Below are 16,895 nucleotides of genomic sequence, written 5' to 3'. Positions count from 1 at the left end.
CGATTCCTGGCTTATTTGAAAGCGGCCCCCGGATCGGTCACCGCACTGCTCCCCGCATCGCCATAGCCGTACGAATCCGAACCATAAGCGCTGGTGTTGCCGAACTGCACCTTGGAGGCATCGACGGTGACCGCGCCGTCTTTGTAATGCGTGACCATCCGGGGGAAAACCAGGACAGCCGCCACCATGGCGATCTGAATACAAATGAAAGGGATGGACCCCCAATAGATCTGGCCGGTGGTAACCCGGGGGATCAGCTTGCCGGTAACCCGGTCGTGATAGTCTTCCTTGGGTGCCACGGAACGCAGGTAGAACAGGGCAAAGCCAAAAGGCGGATGCATGAACGAGGTCTGCATATTGACGGCCAGCAATACGCCGAACCAGATCAGGTCGATCCCCATTTTCTCGGCCACCGGCCCCAGCAAGGGCACGATAATGAACGCCAGCTCGAAGAAATCCAGGAAGAATGCCAAAAAGAAGGTCAGCACGCTTACCACGATCAGGAAGCCCCATTGTCCGCCAGGCAAGCCGATGAGCAGGTGCTCGACCCATAAGTCGCCATTGACGCCCCGGAAGCTCAGGCTGAACACCGTCGAGCCCACCAGGATGAACACCACGAAGCAGGTCAGCTTGGTGGTGGTATCCATGGCCTGCTTGAGCAGGGAAAGCGAAAAACGGCCGCGCGAGACGGCCATCAGAATGGCTCCGACAGCGCCCATGGCCCCCCCTTCGGTGGGCGTGGCCATGCCTATAAAGATAGTGCCCAGAACCAGGAAGATCAGGAATAGCGGCGGTATCATGACAAACGTGACACGCTCGGCAATTTTCGACAACAAGCCCAGCCGGAATACCTTGTTTACCAATGCGATGGCCAGCGCCGTCAGGCCCCAGACCATCAGCATCACCACGACACGCTCGTCGATGGGCACATTGGCGTGGGTATGAAAGTAATGTTCTGAACCGAAGTACGACACAGTACAGGCAATCAGGGTAAGGACAGCCAGGGAGCGCAGGCCGCGCCGGCCATTGGCCTGCCCATAGATCCGGGCTTCTTCGGGGAGCGCCGGCGCTGCAGCGGGATTGATGAACGATAAAACCACGACATACAGAATATAGGCGCCCGCCAGCACAAAGCCGGGGATCAGGGCGCCCCGATACATATCGCCAACCGACCGGCCCAGTTGGTCTGCCAGGACAATCAGCACCAGGGACGGCGGAATGATCTGCGACAAGGTACCAGACGCCGCGATGACCCCGCTGGCCAACCTTCGGTCGTAGCCGTAGCGCAGCATGATGGGCAGGGAAATCAGGCCCATGGAAATGACCGATGCCGAGACTACCCCTGTGGTTGCGGCCAGCATGGCTCCCACCAGCACCACGGCTATCGCCAACCCGCCGCGCACGGGGCCAAACAACTGCCCTATGGTTTCGAGCAAGTCTTCGGCCATGCCGGACCGCTCGAGCACCAAGCCCATCAGCGTAAAGAAAGGCACCGCCAACAGGGTATCGTTGGACACGATGCCAAACACACGTTGCGGGAGAGCTTGAAACAATGCGGGCTGAATCATTCCCAGATCAACCGCCACCAGGCCGTACAGAATGCCGTTGGCCGCCAGCGAAAAAGCCACCGGGAACCCCAAGAGCAAAAATACGATCAGGTTGATGAACATGATCGGAGCCAGGTTATCGACAAAAAACTCCATGATCAATGGCCCTTGCTTGCGATGTGGTTGGCAGGCGTCCGCGCCCGATCGAGTTCGGCCTGGCGCAGGATTTCCAGGGCCAATTCTTCTTCGGCGCTTTGCGCCTTTTCACGTGCGGTCGGATCGGGACAGGCGCCACGCAGATACCCCACGCACTTGATCAGGTGCGACAGGCCCGCCAGGATCAACAGGCCAAACCCCGCAGGGATCAGAAGTTTGGCCGGCCAGCGTACCAGCCCGCCCGAGTTGGACGACTGCTCGTTCAACGCAAACGCTTCGTAGAAAAAAGGAATAGACAGCCAGAAGATAATCACAGCGGCGGGCAGCAGGAAAAACAGGACGCCGAAAATCTCGATCTTGATCTGGGTGCGCTTGGAGAAGCGCTGCGCCAGCACGTCGACACGTACATGCTCGTTGCGCAAGAACGTATAACCCGCCGCCAGCAGGAATATGGCTCCAAACAGATACCACTGGAGTTCCAGCCACGCATTCGAACTGATATTGAACAGTTTGCGCACAACGGCATTGGAGGCGCTAACCACAACCACGATCAGGGTCAGCCACGTGACGGCCTGCCCTACTTTGGTATTTATGTAGTCTATCGTTCTTGATATTGCTAAGAAAAATTTCATGGATCACACTCTGTATGGCGTCAATCGCCCTCGCGCCGGCCGATTTTTGATCAGCCGACTCAAAAAAGAGGCTTATGACATATCGAGCCCGGTGCGCCCCGCGGGAGCCTGGCGAGCAAAACGATACGAAGGGATTGCCTTTTCTGCACGACCTGCGAGCGGTAGCCTGATATGACAAAAAATCAGTTGAACGCACAAGCCGGCGGTGAATTCTATACGATCCGCCTGCGGACGGCCGCTAGTATATACCCCGGTATCACCTTAAAAACCGCAAGATCCCAGGTGCGATGCAAACAGAGTTTGAAGCGTCGAAGACGGCAGGTCGAACTCGGCCGGGTATTCGACCTGAGCCAGATACAGCCCATCGGGAGAAAAAGTGGGCGCCGCAAGACGGCGATCCCGCTGAGCCAGCAAAGCCGCCATCCATTCGGGAGGCTGCCTGCCTTGCCCTATATATAACAGTGCACCAATCAAGTTGCGCACCATGTGATGCAGAAATGCGTTGGCCCGGAGAGTAAAAACAAAGATTTCGCCGCGCCGCTCGATATTCAATTCATGCAATGTCCGCACTGGACTGGCCGCCTGGCACTGCGATGATCGGAAGCAGCTGAAGTCGTGCTGGCCAAGCACATGCTGGGCCGCCTGTTGCATGCGCTGCAGATCCAGCGCTTGATGCACCCAGCCGACCCGGGCGTGAGCAATCGGCGAGCGAACACGGGCATTGCGAACCACATAGACGTAAGTGCGGGACACGGCCGAGAAACGGGCGTGAAAACTGTCAGGCACTGTGCAGGCCCACTGAACCGAAATGCTCGCAGGCAGCAGGGCATTGAGCCCGCGCACCCACGATTCATGGCGGCGCTGCGCGACCGCATCCAGATGCACCACCTGGCCCAGGCCATGCACACCCGTATCGGTACGCCCGGCGCAAACTGTTTTCGTCGGCTGCGCAAGAAAGCGGGACAAGGCAAGCTCGAGCGTGTCCTGGACAGTGCACCCGTGAGGCTGCGTTTGCCAGCCTTGCCAGCGGGCGCCGTCGTAAGCCACGCCTAAGGCCGTGCGCGACATGTCAGCTCTTGTTAGGCTCGTCGCTGGGAGGCTGGCTAAGATCGAGATTGATCTTGTCGAGTTTTTCCTTGACCATGGCTTCGGTGATCGCCGACGGGTGATCGTCGCTATCGTCGTCGCGCGCCACGTTGGCCCGGCGCAGCAGCCAGGCGATGATCAGCACGACAAATGCCAGCAAGGCGGTAACCACGCCCAATAAATGTTCCTGGAACCACGACACGGATTGTTCTGCCTTATTTGAAGCTTGTTTTGCCGGGTTTGCGGCGTGATCGGCGGTATTGCCGGCCTCGCCGGCAAGCCCCGGATTATTCGTCGAATTGCCTGACAGGCCACGATTGCCGGCATCGGCACCGGCGGCGGCCGCCTGCCCAGCGTGTGTATCCGAAGCCTTGTCCGAAGAAGATGGAGATTGACCGCCAGGGGCGGCCGGGGAAGAATGCGATGCCGCGCCCGATGCTTCCGCCTGAACCGCGGCAGACGGCGAACCAGGCGATTGGGCGGAATCGGCCGCGGACTTCGCAGAGCCCTCTTGCCCGGCTGGCGCTTGCGCGCCATTCGACGAGCCGTCGGCTCCCCGGCCTGCCGAATCGCCCGCACCCGCTATCGCTCCGGCCGCACCGGCAATTGTTTGCCCCAAGCCTTTGGCACCATCCACCACAGCATCTTTAGCCGCCTCGCCCTGCCCCTGCAACGCCTGGTTGAGGTGCTTGACGTTTTCTTCAAGTTGCGACACACGACTTTGCGACTCGGCAATACCCTTGCTTGTGGCCAGTCGATTATCCGCTTTCGCGTCGGCGGCCGACGAACCGCCGCTGGACAGCTTGAGCTGGTCGCGCGGTGCTGCTTTATTGGCTGGCGGCACAGTCTCGGAAGCTTGCGATACGGTGCCCTTGTTTGCCGCGCGAGGCTGGACAGCCGGCGCCTTGCCGGCCGCCAGGCCCTGCCGGTAGCTGGCAAACTCCAGCGCCTGCTCCTGGAAGATGCGGCGGGCTTCGCGATCGCTGACCGCCGTAAGCGCCTGGGCGTCGGGAACGCCAAGCGTGGCGCCCGCCTTGACGAGATTCATATTGCCATGGATGAACGCCTGGGGATTGGCCCGTTGCAAGGCCACCATCATCTGATAAACGGTTACGCCGGGCACCGCATGATGCCGGGCAATGGCAAACAGCGTATCGCCGCGCCGTACATGGATCGACTGCCGCGAAATGCGCCGGGCTCCCTGATGCACGCCCGCACCCGCCGACCGTCCCTGCGCGGTGTCCATGTCACGACGCACCGGCGCCAATATGCTGACCTGATACTGCTGCTGGCCGCTGGACGTGTGCACCTCCAGCAATAAATCGGCGACAGCCTGGTCGAAAGGCTGGCTTGAGCTGATCTGTGCGATTCTGGACTGCGGGCTCGGCCCATTGACCAGGCGAACCCGCAGGCTGGACAAGTCGACCGGGGGCGTCAGGCCAGCCTGCGCCCAGGCCGCGGCCGGAGCGGGATTGACCCGCAAAGACTGATAGTCGTCGGTTCCAAGCTGGTTGACAGGCACGTCGATGCGCAATGGCTGGCCGGGCTCGGACACGATGCGGGAATGGCCAAGCGTTGCCGCATACACGCTTGAACACATCAGCATGGCGACCGACAGGGCCGTGACCAGCGGTTTGGTGCGCGACAACAATGCCGATATGGCCACACTGCGGGACATAGTCATGTTCAGAGTTCACCCAAAGTGATGCGCAGCATGCGCCGCAAGGGCTCGGCCGCACCCCATAACAGTTGATCGCCCACCGTAAACGCGCTGAGATATTCGGGCCCCATGGACATTTTTCGCAAGCGGCCAACAGGAATATCGAGCGTTCCGGTAACAGCTACCGGCGTTAATTCGCGCATGGTAGCTTCGCGCGTGTTGGGGATGACCTTGGCCCACTTGGAGCCCTGGCGCAGAATATCGGAGATTTCGTCCAGCGGCACATCGCTCTTGAGCTTGATAGTAAGAGCCTGGCTATGGCAGCGCATGGCGCCAATGCGCACGCACAAACCATCGATAGGCGTAAGCCCGGAACCAAAAGCCGGGCCGCGACCCAGAATTTTATTGGTTTCAGCCTCGGCCTTCCATTCTTCCTTCGACATGCCATTGCCCAGGTCTTTGTCGATCCAGGGGATAAGGCTGCCGCCCAGCGGAACGCCGAAATTGTCTTGCGGCAGGCTGCTGTCCTGCTGCTTCAGCAAGACGCCGCGATCGATTTCCAGAATTGCCGAGGCGGGATCGTCAAGCAAAGGCCTGACGGCTTCATTGAGCAATCCGAACTGTGTCAGCAGTTCGCGCATATGCTGGGCGCCACCGCCCGACGCCGCCTGGTAGGTCATGCTGCTCATCCAGTCGATCAGATTGCTGTTGAACAGGCCGGCCAGACCCATGAGCATGCAGCTTACGGTGCAATTGCCACCTATGTAGTTCTTGATGCCGCGTTGCAGCGCGGCGTCGATCACCGGGCGGTTGACCGGGTCGAGCACAATGATTGCGTCATCTTTCATGCGCAAGGTACTGGCCGCGTCTATCCATATGCCGTCCCAGCCCGCCGCGCGCAGCTTGGGGTATACCGCAGAGGTGTAGTCGCCGCCCTGGGCCGTTACGATGATCGGCAATTTTTTCAGGGCATCGATATCGTGGGCGTCTTGCAGCGCCGGTGCACCGTCGGCCCACTTCGGAGCAGGGCCGCCCGCATTGCTGGTGGAAAAAAACACCGGTTGGAATAAAGAAAAATCATTTTCGTCGCGCATGCGCTGCATGAGGACCGAACCCACCATGCCTCGCCAACCGACCAAACCTACTGCCTGGTTCATTTCAAATCACTTAAAAAAATAAAAATCACGCGTAAAGCATTATAAATCAAGCCTAAAGCATCATTTTAATGCTTTCAATACGGCATCGCCCATTTCGGAGGTCGACACCTTACGGGTGCCTGGCTCGAAAATATCGGCCGTGCGCAGGCCCTGCTCCAGCACGGCTTGCACCGCAGCCTCGACCCGATCGGCTTGCGCGGCAGCGTTCAGCGAATACCGCAGCAGCATGGCCGCCGACAATATGGTGGCCAGGGGATTGGCGATGTTTTGCCCGGCGATGTCCGGCGCCGAACCATGGCTGGGCTCATACAGGCCCTGATTCGAGGCATTGAGCGAAGCCGAGGGCAGCATGCCGATCGAACCTGTCAGCATGGCGGCTTCGTCGGACAGGATATCGCCGAACAAATTGCCGGTTACGATGACATCGAACTCTTTGGGCGCCCGCACCAGTTGCATGGCGGCATTATCGACATACATGTGCGAGAGCTGCACATCCGGATAGTCGCGAGCCACTTCGATCATGATGTCGCGCCAGAACTGCGAGGTCTCGAGCACATTCGATTTATCGACGCTGCACAGCTTTTTATTGCGCTTTCGAGCAGCCTCGAAGCCGACCCGCCCGATGCGCCGTATCTCGGATTCGGCATAGTGCATGGTGTCGAAGCCCTGACGCTCGCCCTTGAACGGCCCATCCTGAACATCGCGCACGCCGCGCGGCTGGCCAAAATAGATATCGCCGGTCAGCTCACGGACAATCAGTATATTCAGCCCGGACACCACCTCGGGCTTCAGCGACGAGGCATTGGCCAATTGCGGGTACAGAATGGCCGGACGTAAATTGGCAAACAGCCCCATGGCCTTGCGCAAACCCAGAATGGCCTGCTCAGGCCGGAATTCACGCGGCAGGCTATCGTATTTCCAGTCGCCTACCGCGCCAAACAGCACCGCCGCGGAGCCTTTCGCCAAATCGAGTGTCGACGGCGGCAAGGGATGCTCCAGCGCATCGAATGCCGCCCCGCCCACCGGGGCGATCTGCGTTTCAATACCCAGGCCCAGGGCATGCAGTACGCGCACGGCCTGTTCGGTAATTTCAGGGCCGATGCCGTCGCCCGGTAATACTGCTATTTTGTGACTCATGATTTATCCTGATAGCTGCCAAGGCAAGGCGGCGGTAGACATACCGCCGCCTTGCCCAACAGTCCTTTATAAAGTGAATGAATGGCAAAGCCAAGCTTCGCCGCGCCCGTCAGGGCGAAAAAAGCCGAAGTTGTGCGATTCATGCAACTGGGGCCGCTGAATATGGCAAAGGCCGCGGTAACGCGGCCTTGTCCGGGCGCAAAGGCCCAAACCGGAATCCGACCCTATCGTGCCTGACTGACCGGATGCGCTTCAAGCCAAGGAAACCGCGTCAGGCGCTCGGCCTCGAACGCACGAATCTGATCCGATTTCTGCAGCGTCAGGGCGATGTCGTCCAGGCCATTGAACAGGCAATGTTTGCGAAACGGCTCAATGTCGAAACTCAGTTCGCGCCCATCCTGGGCAATGACCACCTGACGCTCCAGATCGATGCGCAACTGATAGCCGACAAAGGCTTTTACCTCGTCCAGCAGGCGCGCTACCTCAAGTTCGGAAAGTACAATCGGCAGCAGGCCATTCTTGAAACTGTTATTGAAGAAAATGTCGGCATACGACGGCGCGATAATGGCGCGAAAACCGTATTGCGACAGCGCCCACGGCGCATGCTCGCGACTTGAGCCGCAACCGAAGTTCTTGCGCGCCAGCAGAATCGAGGCCCCCTTGTAGCGGGGCTGATTCAGGACGAAATCGGGGTTGAGCGGACGCTTGCTGTTATCCATGCCGGGTTCGCCGTGATCCAGATAGCGCAGCTCATCGAACAGATTGGGGCCGAATCCCGAGCGTTTGATGGACTTCAGGAATTGCTTGGGAATGATCAGGTCGGTATCGACATTCTCACGATCGAGCGGGGCCACTATGCCTTTATGGGTGGTAAATGCTTGCACGGTAATTCCTTAGCGAAAATTTCTGACGTCGACAAAATGCCCGGCAACCGCCGCTGCTGCCGCCATGGCCGGGCTGACCAGGTGCGTGCGCCCGCCCTGGCCCTGGCGCCCTTCAAAATTGCGATTCGAGGTCGAGGCGCAACGCTCGCCCGGTTCCAGGCGATCGGCATTCATGGCCAGGCACATGGAGCAACCCGGTTCGCGCCACTCGAAGCCGGCCGCAATAAAGATTTTGTCCAGGCCTTCCTGCTCGGCCTGTTTTTTAACCAGCCCCGAGCCAGGCACCACCATGGCTTGCCTGACATTCGCGGCAACGCGCTTGCCGCGCGCGACCAGCGCCGCGGCACGCAAGTCTTCGATGCGGGCATTGGTACAGGAGCCGATGAATACCTTGTCGATGCGAATATCGACCAGAGGCGTATTGGGCTTCAAACCCATATATTGCAAGGCGCGCTCCATGCCACTGCGGCGCAGCTCGTCTTTTTCCTTGTCGGGATCCGGAACACGGCTATCGACCGACAGAACCATTTCAGGCGAAGTGCCCCAGGTCACTTGCGGAGTAATCTGGCGCGCGTCGATTTCAACGATGCGGTCGAACTTGGCGCCTTCATCGGAATGCAGCGTGCTCCAGTATTGCACCGCCTGGTCCCACACTATGCCAGTGGGCGCGTAAGGACGTCCGCGGAAATACTCGATGGTTTTTTCGTCGACCGCCACCATGCCCGAGCGAGCCCCCGCCTCGATAGCCATATTGCAAACAGTCATGCGGCCTTCAACCGACAGGGCGCGAACCGTGCTGCCCGCAAATTCGATGGCAGAGCCGGTGCCGCCGGCCGTGCCGATCTTGCCGATGACATAAAGCACCAAGTCTTTGGCGGTGCAGCCGAAAGGCAATTCACCTTCGACGCGAACCAGCATGTTCTTGTTCTTTTTCATGAGCAAGGTCTGAGTTGCCAGCACGTGCTCCACCTCGGAGGTGCCGATGCCGAACGCCAGGGTCCCCAGAGCGCCGTGAGTGCTGGTGTGTGAATCGCCGCATACGACCGTCATGCCAGGCAAGGTTGCACCCTGCTCCGGCCCAATGATGTGCACAATGCCTTGACGCAAATCATTCATGCGAAATTCGGTAATGCCGAATTTCTCGCAGTTGTCGTCCAGCGTATCGACCTGCAAGCGCGAAACCGGATCCTGAATGCCTTGGCTGCGCGCGGTGGTGGGCACGTTGTGATCGGCAACCGCCAGATTGGCTCCAACCCGCCACGGCTTGCGGCCCGCCAGGGTCAGGCCTTCGAACGCCTGGGGGCTGGTAACTTCGTGCACCAGATGGCGATCGATGTACAGCAGACAGGTACCGTCGGACTCTTGATGCACGACATGTGCATCCCAGAGTTTGTCGTATAAAGTTTGGGCCATGGCAATGCTCTTAGAAAGGACAAATTAAAGGTATAAGCCATGCGATTTTCGCCATGGCTGCGGTACCCCCGGGATTACAGCCCGAACACCACCGATCGGTGCAGCGCTGTATAAACCCAAGTGTTTCCGGGACGATTTTTATTTATTATGCCACCGCCAGAACCTAGTACAAGAAGAGATTTTATACTGGTATAAAAAGTGATATCTTGCAGATAAAGAGCCTACCATCACGGGGAATCGGGATGGGATAGGAACGCTCCAAACAACTGCGGCACTGTTAAGCAAACACTAGAGGGTGCCGCCCCTGCCCGGGCCGCCACCCCCGCGTCTTAAGAACGCGAACAACAGGTACCCGCATGAAGAGGCGCCACCTGCGATTTGACGGGGATCAGCCCAGCCAGACCCTGGCATTGCGGAACATGCGCATCCAGGGGCTGGCATCGCCGCCGCTGTCGCGGGCGCCCCAGCGCGGCGGCGACCACGACAGCATTACATTGCGCGTGACCCGTTCAGCATGCGGCATCAGCACGGTAAAACGGCCATCGGCCGTGGTAACCCCAGTCAGGCCTTGCGGGCTGCCATTGGGATTGTACGGATACACCTCAGTGCGCTGACCATGATTATCGACAAAGTTGAGCGCGCTGCGCACTTTGCCGATGTCGCCCTGCTGCGCAAAATTGGCAAAACCTTCACCATGGGCCACCGCAACCGGAAGCCGGGTTCCCGCCATGCCTCGCATGAACAGCGACGGGGAATCGGGAATTTCGACCAGGGAAAGGCGAGCCTCGTATTTTTCCGACACATTGCGTGTAAAACGCGGCCAATGCTCGGCACCCGGAATCATGCCGGCCAGAGCCGCCATCATCTGGCAGCCGTTGCACACCCCAAGCGCAAAAGTATCGGGGCGGGCGAAGTACCCGGCAAATTGGTCCGACAGCTGCTGATTGAAGCGGATCGTGCGGGCCCAGCCCTCGCCGGCGCCCAGTACATCGCCATAGCTGAATCCACCCACAGCCACCAGGCCCTGCACATCGTCCAGACGCACGCGGCCCGACAACAGGTCGGTCATGTGCACATCCCAGGCCTCGAAGCCGGCCTTGTCGAAAGCCCAGGCCATTTCCACCTGGCTATTGCAGCCCTGCTCGCGCAAGATAGCCACGCGGGGCCGCTTGCCTGTGGAGATGAACGGCGCGGCAATGTCTTCCTGCGGATCGAACGCAACGGCCGGTGTAAAACCCGGGTCGCCTGTATTTTGCCAAGTATCGAATTCGGCCTGCGCGCATTGGGGGTTGTCTCGCCGGGCCATGATCTGGCGGCTGACCTCGCTCCATTGTTGGCCCAGATCGAAGCGGGTGTGCTTGTAAATGCATTTTCCGTCGCGATAAATCTGGATTTCGTCTTGGGTATTCAAGCCACCCAGCACGTGCGAATAAGCCGACAGGCCCGCTTCGCGCAACTGCTGCATAACCCTATCGCGCTGCGCCAGCGGCACCTGTACGACTGCCCCGGCCTCTTCGGCAAACAAGGCTTTCAGTGTCAGCTCGTCACGCTGCACCGCAACCTGCTCAGTACGTATTTTGTAGTCGCCCCAGTCCGATGCGCGGGGATCGATCGTCAGCATATCGAGATTGATCGAAACCCCGACATGCCCGGCAAACGCCATTTCACATAGGGTAGCCAGCAGGCCGCCGTCGGAGCGGTCGTGGTAGGCCAGGATATGGCCATCGGCCGCCAATTGGCGCACGGTGCTGAAAAAAGCCTGCAGGGACTCGGGCTCATCCATGTCCGGTACGGCCTTGCCGACCTGGTTGAACACCTGGGCCAATATCGACCCGCCCAGGCGATTGCGCCCTCGGCCCAGATCGACCAGGATCAAGACCGTCTCGCCCGCGTCGGTGCGCAATTGCGGAGTCAGGGTGGCGCGCACATCGGCCACTGGCGCAAAAGCCGTAACAATGAGCGAAACGGGAGCGATCACCTCGCGCTTGTCGCCGCGCTCGTCCCAGGAAGTGCGCATGGACAGGGAGTCCTTGCCAACGGGAATCGACAGGCCCAATTGCTGGCACCAGGTGCTCACCGCAAAAACGGTGTCGTACAGCGCCGCATCCTGTCCGTCCACACCGCAGGCCGCCATCCAGTTGGCGGAAAGCTTGATGTCTTCAAGGCGTTTCACATCGCTGGCAACCAGATTGGTCAGGGCCTCGGTGACCGCCATGCGGCCCGAGGCCGCGGCGTCGATAACGGCCAGCGGCGTGCGCTCACCCATGGCCATTGCCTCGCCGCGCACTCCTTCGAAATCCGCGAGAGTCACGGCACAATCGGCCACCGGCACCTGCCAGGGTCCCACCATCTGGTCGCGGCTGCTCAGGCCCCCTACAGAACGGTCGCCTATAGTGATCAGGAAATTCTTGTTCGCCACCGTTGGGTGCCGCAAAACCCGCTGTATCGCATCGTCGAGTGTCATGACGGTCAGATCGACCGGCGCAACAACGCCGGGCAAACGCTGTACGTCGCGCGTCATGCGCGGCGGCTTGCCCAGAATCACATCGATGGGCACATCGACCGGACGAATGGCGGAATCGGCCTTGGGAACAAGCTGCTCGCTAACCCCGGGCAAACCTTCGCCATGCGTCACGCGCAATTGCCGCTCTTCGGTCGCCACCCCGACCACCGCGTACGGACAGCGCTCGCGCCGCGCGATGGCGTCGAAGCGGGCCAGGTCTTTGGGCAATATCGCCAGCACATATCGCTCCTGGGCCTCATTGCTCCAGATTTCGGCGGCCGACAAGCCCGATTCCTCAAGGTGCACCTGCTGCAGTTCGAACACGGCGCCACGGCCCGCATCGTTCACCAGTTCGGGAAAGGCATTGGACAGGCCCCCGGCGCCCACATCGTGAATCGCCAGCACCGGGTTGCCGCTTCCCTGCTGCCAGCATCGATCGATCACTTCCTGGGCGCGCCGCTCGATTTCGGGATTGCCGCGCTGCACCGAATCGAAATCGAGCTCGGCGCTATTGGCTCCGGCGCTCATGCTGGAAGCCGCCCCGCCACCCATGCCGATGCGCATTCCGGGCCCGCCCAACTGGACCAGCAAGGCACCCGGCGGAATAGGATCCTTGTGAGTAAGCCTATCATCGATGGAACCCAGGCCGCCGGCAATCATAATGGGTTTGTGATAGCCCCAGCGAACGTCGCCCGCCGTCTGTTCATAGGTACGGAAATAGCCCAGCAGATTGGGGCGCCCGAACTCGTTATTGAACGCCGCCCCTCCGATGGGGCCGTCGATCATGATATCGAGGGCGCTGGCGATCCGCTCGGGAGACCCATGCGAGTCTTCTTCCCAAGGCTCCAGGCCATCATCGAAACGCAGGTTCGACACAGTAAAACCCGTCAGCCCCGCCTTGGGCTTGGAACCCCTGCCAGTTGCTCCTTCATCGCGAATCTCGCCTCCGGCACCGGTGGCGGCGCCGGGGAACGGGGCAATGGCGGTGGGATGGTTATGCGTTTCAACCTTCATCAAGGTGTGCACGACCGCGTCTGTGTGGCCATAGCGGGCCGCGGCCGTTTCACCGGGCAGCGCGGCATAAAATTGCCGGGCCCGGCCACCCTCCATGACAGCCGCGTTGTCGGAATAAGCCACCACGGTGCCTTGGGGCTGGGCCGCATGCGTGGCACGTATCATGCCAAACAGGGTATGGGTCTGCGCCACGCCATCGATGACCCACTGCGCATTGAAAATCTTGTGGCGGCAATGCTCGCTATTGGCTTGGGCGAACATCATCAGCTCAACGTCGGTGGGATTGCGCCCCAACTGCCTGAAGGACTGGTCCAGGTACTCGACCTCGTCTTCAGACAAGGCAAGGCCCAGATTCCGGTTGGCTTCCAGCAACGCGGCCTGCCCTCGCTCCAGCACGTCTATGGTCTGTATGGGTTTGCCGGCCAACGAAGCAAACAGCGCCGCACCGTCGAAAGCGGCATCAACCACCGTTTCAGTCATGCGATCATGCAGGCACGAGGCTATTTGTGCCAACTGCCCTTCATCGATATGCCTGGGCCCCAATATCCCCCGGCCAGGATGCACAAGGTAGCGAATACCCCGTTCAATGCGGCGCACGGCCGGCAAGCCGCAGTTATGCGCAATGTCGGTAGCTTTGCTGGCCCAGGGCGATACCGTTCCCAACCGGGGCACGACACGCAACACCAGAGCCTGCTTGTCGCCTTTCAAGGCCTGGGCCGGTTCGCCATAATCGAGCAGCGCGGCCAGCCTTTCCCGGTCTTGCCCGGATAATTCGGACTCGCTCCACACATAGTGTTCAAACTGGCCCTGGATATCGGACACCGGCAAGTCAAGCTGGGCAAAACGCTTTAGCAGGCGCTCGCGGCGAAACGACGACAAAACCGAAGAACCAAGAAAATGCTGGATAGAATTCACGATGAAGGCGCAGGCTGAATGATGTAAAACCGCATTTTAACGGCTTAAGCACAACTCGGCTGACGCATGCCGGAAGTATATTTCCCACTCTTTCGGACAAGCGCGGCCCCAGCCCTGCCATCCCGGGAAAAAACGGCTTGCCGTTATAAGGAAGGGTAGCTGATTTCGATAATATCCAGCTCGTCGATGCCGGCCGGCGTACGCAAATTGACGGTGTCGCCCTCGCGGGACTTGATCAGGGCCCGCGCAACAGGCGAAATCCAGCTGATTTTCCCCTGCAAGGGCTCGGCTTCGTCCACACCCACGATCGTTACCCTGTGCTCTTCCCCCGCCTTGTCGGCATACAACACGGTCGCCCCGAAAAAAACCTGATCTTTATTGGGCTGGAAAGCGGGATCGACCACCTCGGCAATTTCAAGGCGTTTGGTCAAAAAGCGCATGCGCCGGTCGATTTCGCGCAAGCGTTTCTTGCCATACAGGTAATCGCCGTTCTCGGAACGATCGCCATTGGATGCCGCCCACGACACCACCTGTACGACCGAGGGACGCTCTTCGGTCATTAAATGCGCCAATTCGGCACGCAGCCTCTGATAGCCCTGCACCGTAATGTAATTCTTGGTGCCCGCCGGCAAAGGCGGGGCCTCGGTGCCCGGGTCCTCTTCGTCATCGTGATCGGATTCTTTTACAAAAGCTTTATTCATGGAGTGAAAAACGTAAACCTGCACAAGGGCTTGAACTTCAAGTTGGACGAGCTTGTTAAAAAGGCCTATTGAGGCTTATATAAGCTATGACCCGTATCGAGCCATTTTGTTCAGGCCATTCGATGGGTCACGCATCAGACCCAATCGTGCCAGACCGCTCTTAAGTCGGCGGGCAGCAACGGCAGGGATCCCAGATCCTTTCTACTTTCGCCCGGGCTATGAAAATCGGAGCCGCAGGAGGCCATAAAGCCGTATCGACGCGCAACGTCGGCGTACTGCCTGTATTGATCGACGCTGTGGCTGCCGGTAATGACCTCGATGGCCTCGCCGCCCAACTGCTTGAACTCGTCGAACAAAGCACCAAACTGAACCGGCGTGTAGTTGTAGCGCCCCGGATGCGCAATGACCGCCCGCCCGCCCGAATCGTGGATCCAGGCCAGCGCGTTTGCCAATTTTGCCCAGCTTCCCGACACATTGGCAGGCTTGTGATCGCCCAGGTATTTATCGAAGACCGCCTGCATGGTTTTACAGTACCCGCGCTCAACCATAAAACGAGCGAAATGCGTGCGGCTGATCAGCAAAGGGTTGCCGGCATAAGCCAGCGCGCCTTCGTAGCTGTCGGGGACACCCAGGTCCCGCAGACGATCGGCAATTTTACGGGCGCGCTCGACGCGGCCTGTGCGTATCTCGACCAGCCCTTGATTGAGGGCCGCATGGCCGGCATCGATGCCCAAGCCCACGATATGCACGGTTTTCCCCGACCACGTTACGGAAATTTCGATTCCGGGGACGAATTGCATGCCCAGTTCACGCGCCACCTGCCCGGCTTGCGGCAGGCCGGACACCTCGTCGTGATCGGTAAGAGCCCACATCTGTACACCGTTCGCATGTGCGCGCCGAGCAAGCGCATGCGGCTCGAGCACGCCATCTGAAACGGTGGAGTGGCAATGCAAATCGACATTCAAGTTTGGGGCTGACGGCATGTATCGGGATATATCCTGGGCATTTTCAAATACGTATCGAAAAACAGCATACTCCGCTGTCAGTCGTCCAACAAAAATCGTTCGACCGGGTCAATTTGATCGTCGTTCAAAAAAGTGGGCGCATGGCCGACTCCCGGAACTTCGAACAGGCGCGCATGCGGATTACGGGCCAGCATCTGCTGGGCAACCTCGGCGGGCAGCAGATCCGACAAGGCTCCCCTGACCAGCAGGACAGGCGTCGCGATACTTTGATAGGCTCCCCATAACAGAACCTCGGAAGCCTGAACGGCTTCGGGCGTTTGCGAAGAAAACGGTTGTGACATGGCCAGATCGTAATGCTTGACCCAATGCCCGCCCTGATGATTGAACACGTACTTGGTGAGCTGCTCCCATTGGGCCTGGGTGTGGGGCCCGAAAGTTTCGGAAACAGTGTGCACATAATCGACGGCCTGGGCAAAAGTATCGAACTGCTTTGCTTCCGCCACATATTCACCGATACGCTTGAGTCCCTCGAAGTTCAGGCTGGGCCCGATATCGTTCAACACGATTTTACCCAGGCGCAAGGCCTGGCTGGCCGGCAGTCCGAATTCGCCCCGATCCGGACGAGCCGCGGCCGACATCGCGATCGAGCCGGCCAACGCCAGCAAAATCAGCCCTCCCATGGAAGTACCCAGGCAATCCAGTTGCGAAGCCTGCAGGCGATTGATCAGGGTCAGCACGTCGGCGGCATACTGCGGCACCACATAGCCGGACGGATCAAGCAGCCAGTCGGACTTGCCGCGGCCCGCCACGTCGGGGCACACCACCCGATAGTGGGCGCTCAGGCGAGCGGCCAGATTATCGAAATCCCGCCCGGTACGCGTCAGGCCGTGCAGGCACAACAACACTTTATCGTTCTGCGGATCGCCCCATTCCCAATAAGCCATGCGATGCAAGCCGGCAGGGCTCGCGCAGGTTACATAATCGAGACGGGGTTCTGTCATGACAAGGAGCTCGCTTAAAAAATACCATAGCCGCGCTTCAATGCAGGAATGCACCATGCGGCACAACCGGAGAGTGGATGTGGATGTATTACAGGATGGTAAACCGATTCGGAACAGGCTTCCA

At 59.5% G+C, this 16,895-nt stretch carries 12 protein-coding genes; all 12 read right to left on the bottom strand.

Annotated features, from left to right (window positions below; translation table 11 throughout):
• Positions 1-11: 11 nt before the first annotated feature.
• The 12 genes from LSG25_RS01465 to LSG25_RS01410 all read right to left on the bottom strand — a co-directional run bounded on the left by LSG25_RS01465 (position 12) and on the right by LSG25_RS01410 (position 16,771).
• On the bottom strand, positions 12-1,703 hold the full coding sequence (locus LSG25_RS01465) for a TRAP transporter large permease subunit (protein WP_232742956.1): 1,692 nt from the start codon (positions 1,701-1,703) through the stop codon (positions 12-14).
• Between the two features lie 2 nt (positions 1,704-1,705).
• Positions 1,706-2,335, bottom strand: a complete 630-nt coding sequence (locus tag LSG25_RS01460; RefSeq protein ID WP_232742955.1) for a TRAP transporter small permease subunit — start codon at positions 2,333-2,335, stop codon at positions 1,706-1,708.
• Positions 2,336-2,596: 261 nt separating this feature from the next.
• On the bottom strand, positions 2,597-3,403 hold the full coding sequence (gene truA, locus LSG25_RS01455) for a tRNA pseudouridine(38-40) synthase TruA (RefSeq protein ID WP_232742954.1): 807 nt from the start codon (positions 3,401-3,403) through the stop codon (positions 2,597-2,599).
• 1 nt (position 3,404) lies between these two features.
• On the bottom strand, positions 3,405-5,105 hold the full coding sequence (locus tag LSG25_RS01450; RefSeq protein WP_232742953.1) for a FimV family protein: 1,701 nt from the start codon (positions 5,103-5,105) through the stop codon (positions 3,405-3,407).
• A 2-nt stretch (positions 5,106-5,107) separates the two neighbouring features.
• Positions 5,108-6,238, bottom strand: a complete 1,131-nt coding sequence (asd, locus tag LSG25_RS01445) for an aspartate-semialdehyde dehydrogenase (RefSeq protein WP_232742952.1) — start codon at positions 6,236-6,238, stop codon at positions 5,108-5,110.
• A 60-nt stretch (positions 6,239-6,298) separates the two neighbouring features.
• A complete protein-coding gene (gene leuB, locus LSG25_RS01440) occupies positions 6,299-7,375 on the bottom strand; it encodes a 3-isopropylmalate dehydrogenase (RefSeq protein WP_232742951.1) in 1,077 nt (358 codons plus the stop codon).
• 224 nt (positions 7,376-7,599) lie between these two features.
• A complete protein-coding gene (gene leuD / locus LSG25_RS01435; RefSeq protein ID WP_232742950.1) occupies positions 7,600-8,259 on the bottom strand; it encodes a 3-isopropylmalate dehydratase small subunit in 660 nt (219 codons plus the stop codon).
• Between the two features lie 9 nt (positions 8,260-8,268).
• On the bottom strand, positions 8,269-9,672 hold the full coding sequence (gene leuC / locus LSG25_RS01430; protein WP_232742949.1) for a 3-isopropylmalate dehydratase large subunit: 1,404 nt from the start codon (positions 9,670-9,672) through the stop codon (positions 8,269-8,271).
• Positions 9,673-10,060: 388 nt separating this feature from the next.
• Positions 10,061-14,104, bottom strand: a complete 4,044-nt coding sequence (purL, locus tag LSG25_RS01425) for a phosphoribosylformylglycinamidine synthase (RefSeq protein ID WP_232742948.1) — start codon at positions 14,102-14,104, stop codon at positions 10,061-10,063.
• A gap of 143 nt (positions 14,105-14,247) precedes the next feature.
• On the bottom strand, positions 14,248-14,805 hold the full coding sequence (greB, locus tag LSG25_RS01420) for a transcription elongation factor GreB (protein ID WP_232742947.1): 558 nt from the start codon (positions 14,803-14,805) through the stop codon (positions 14,248-14,250).
• A gap of 134 nt (positions 14,806-14,939) precedes the next feature.
• A complete protein-coding gene (locus LSG25_RS01415) occupies positions 14,940-15,788 on the bottom strand; it encodes a 3',5'-nucleoside bisphosphate phosphatase (protein ID WP_232742946.1) in 849 nt (282 codons plus the stop codon).
• Between the two features lie 59 nt (positions 15,789-15,847).
• Positions 15,848-16,771 carry an alpha/beta fold hydrolase gene (locus LSG25_RS01410; protein ID WP_232742945.1) on the bottom strand — a complete coding sequence of 308 codons (924 nt, stop codon included), beginning with the start codon at positions 16,769-16,771 and terminating at the stop codon, positions 15,848-15,850.
• Positions 16,772-16,895: the final 124 nt, after the last annotated feature.

This window comes from Paralcaligenes sp. KSB-10 (assembly GCF_021266465.1).
Classification (GTDB): domain Bacteria; phylum Pseudomonadota; class Gammaproteobacteria; order Burkholderiales; family Burkholderiaceae_B.
This window is presented reverse-complemented; position numbering and strand designations above follow the sequence as displayed.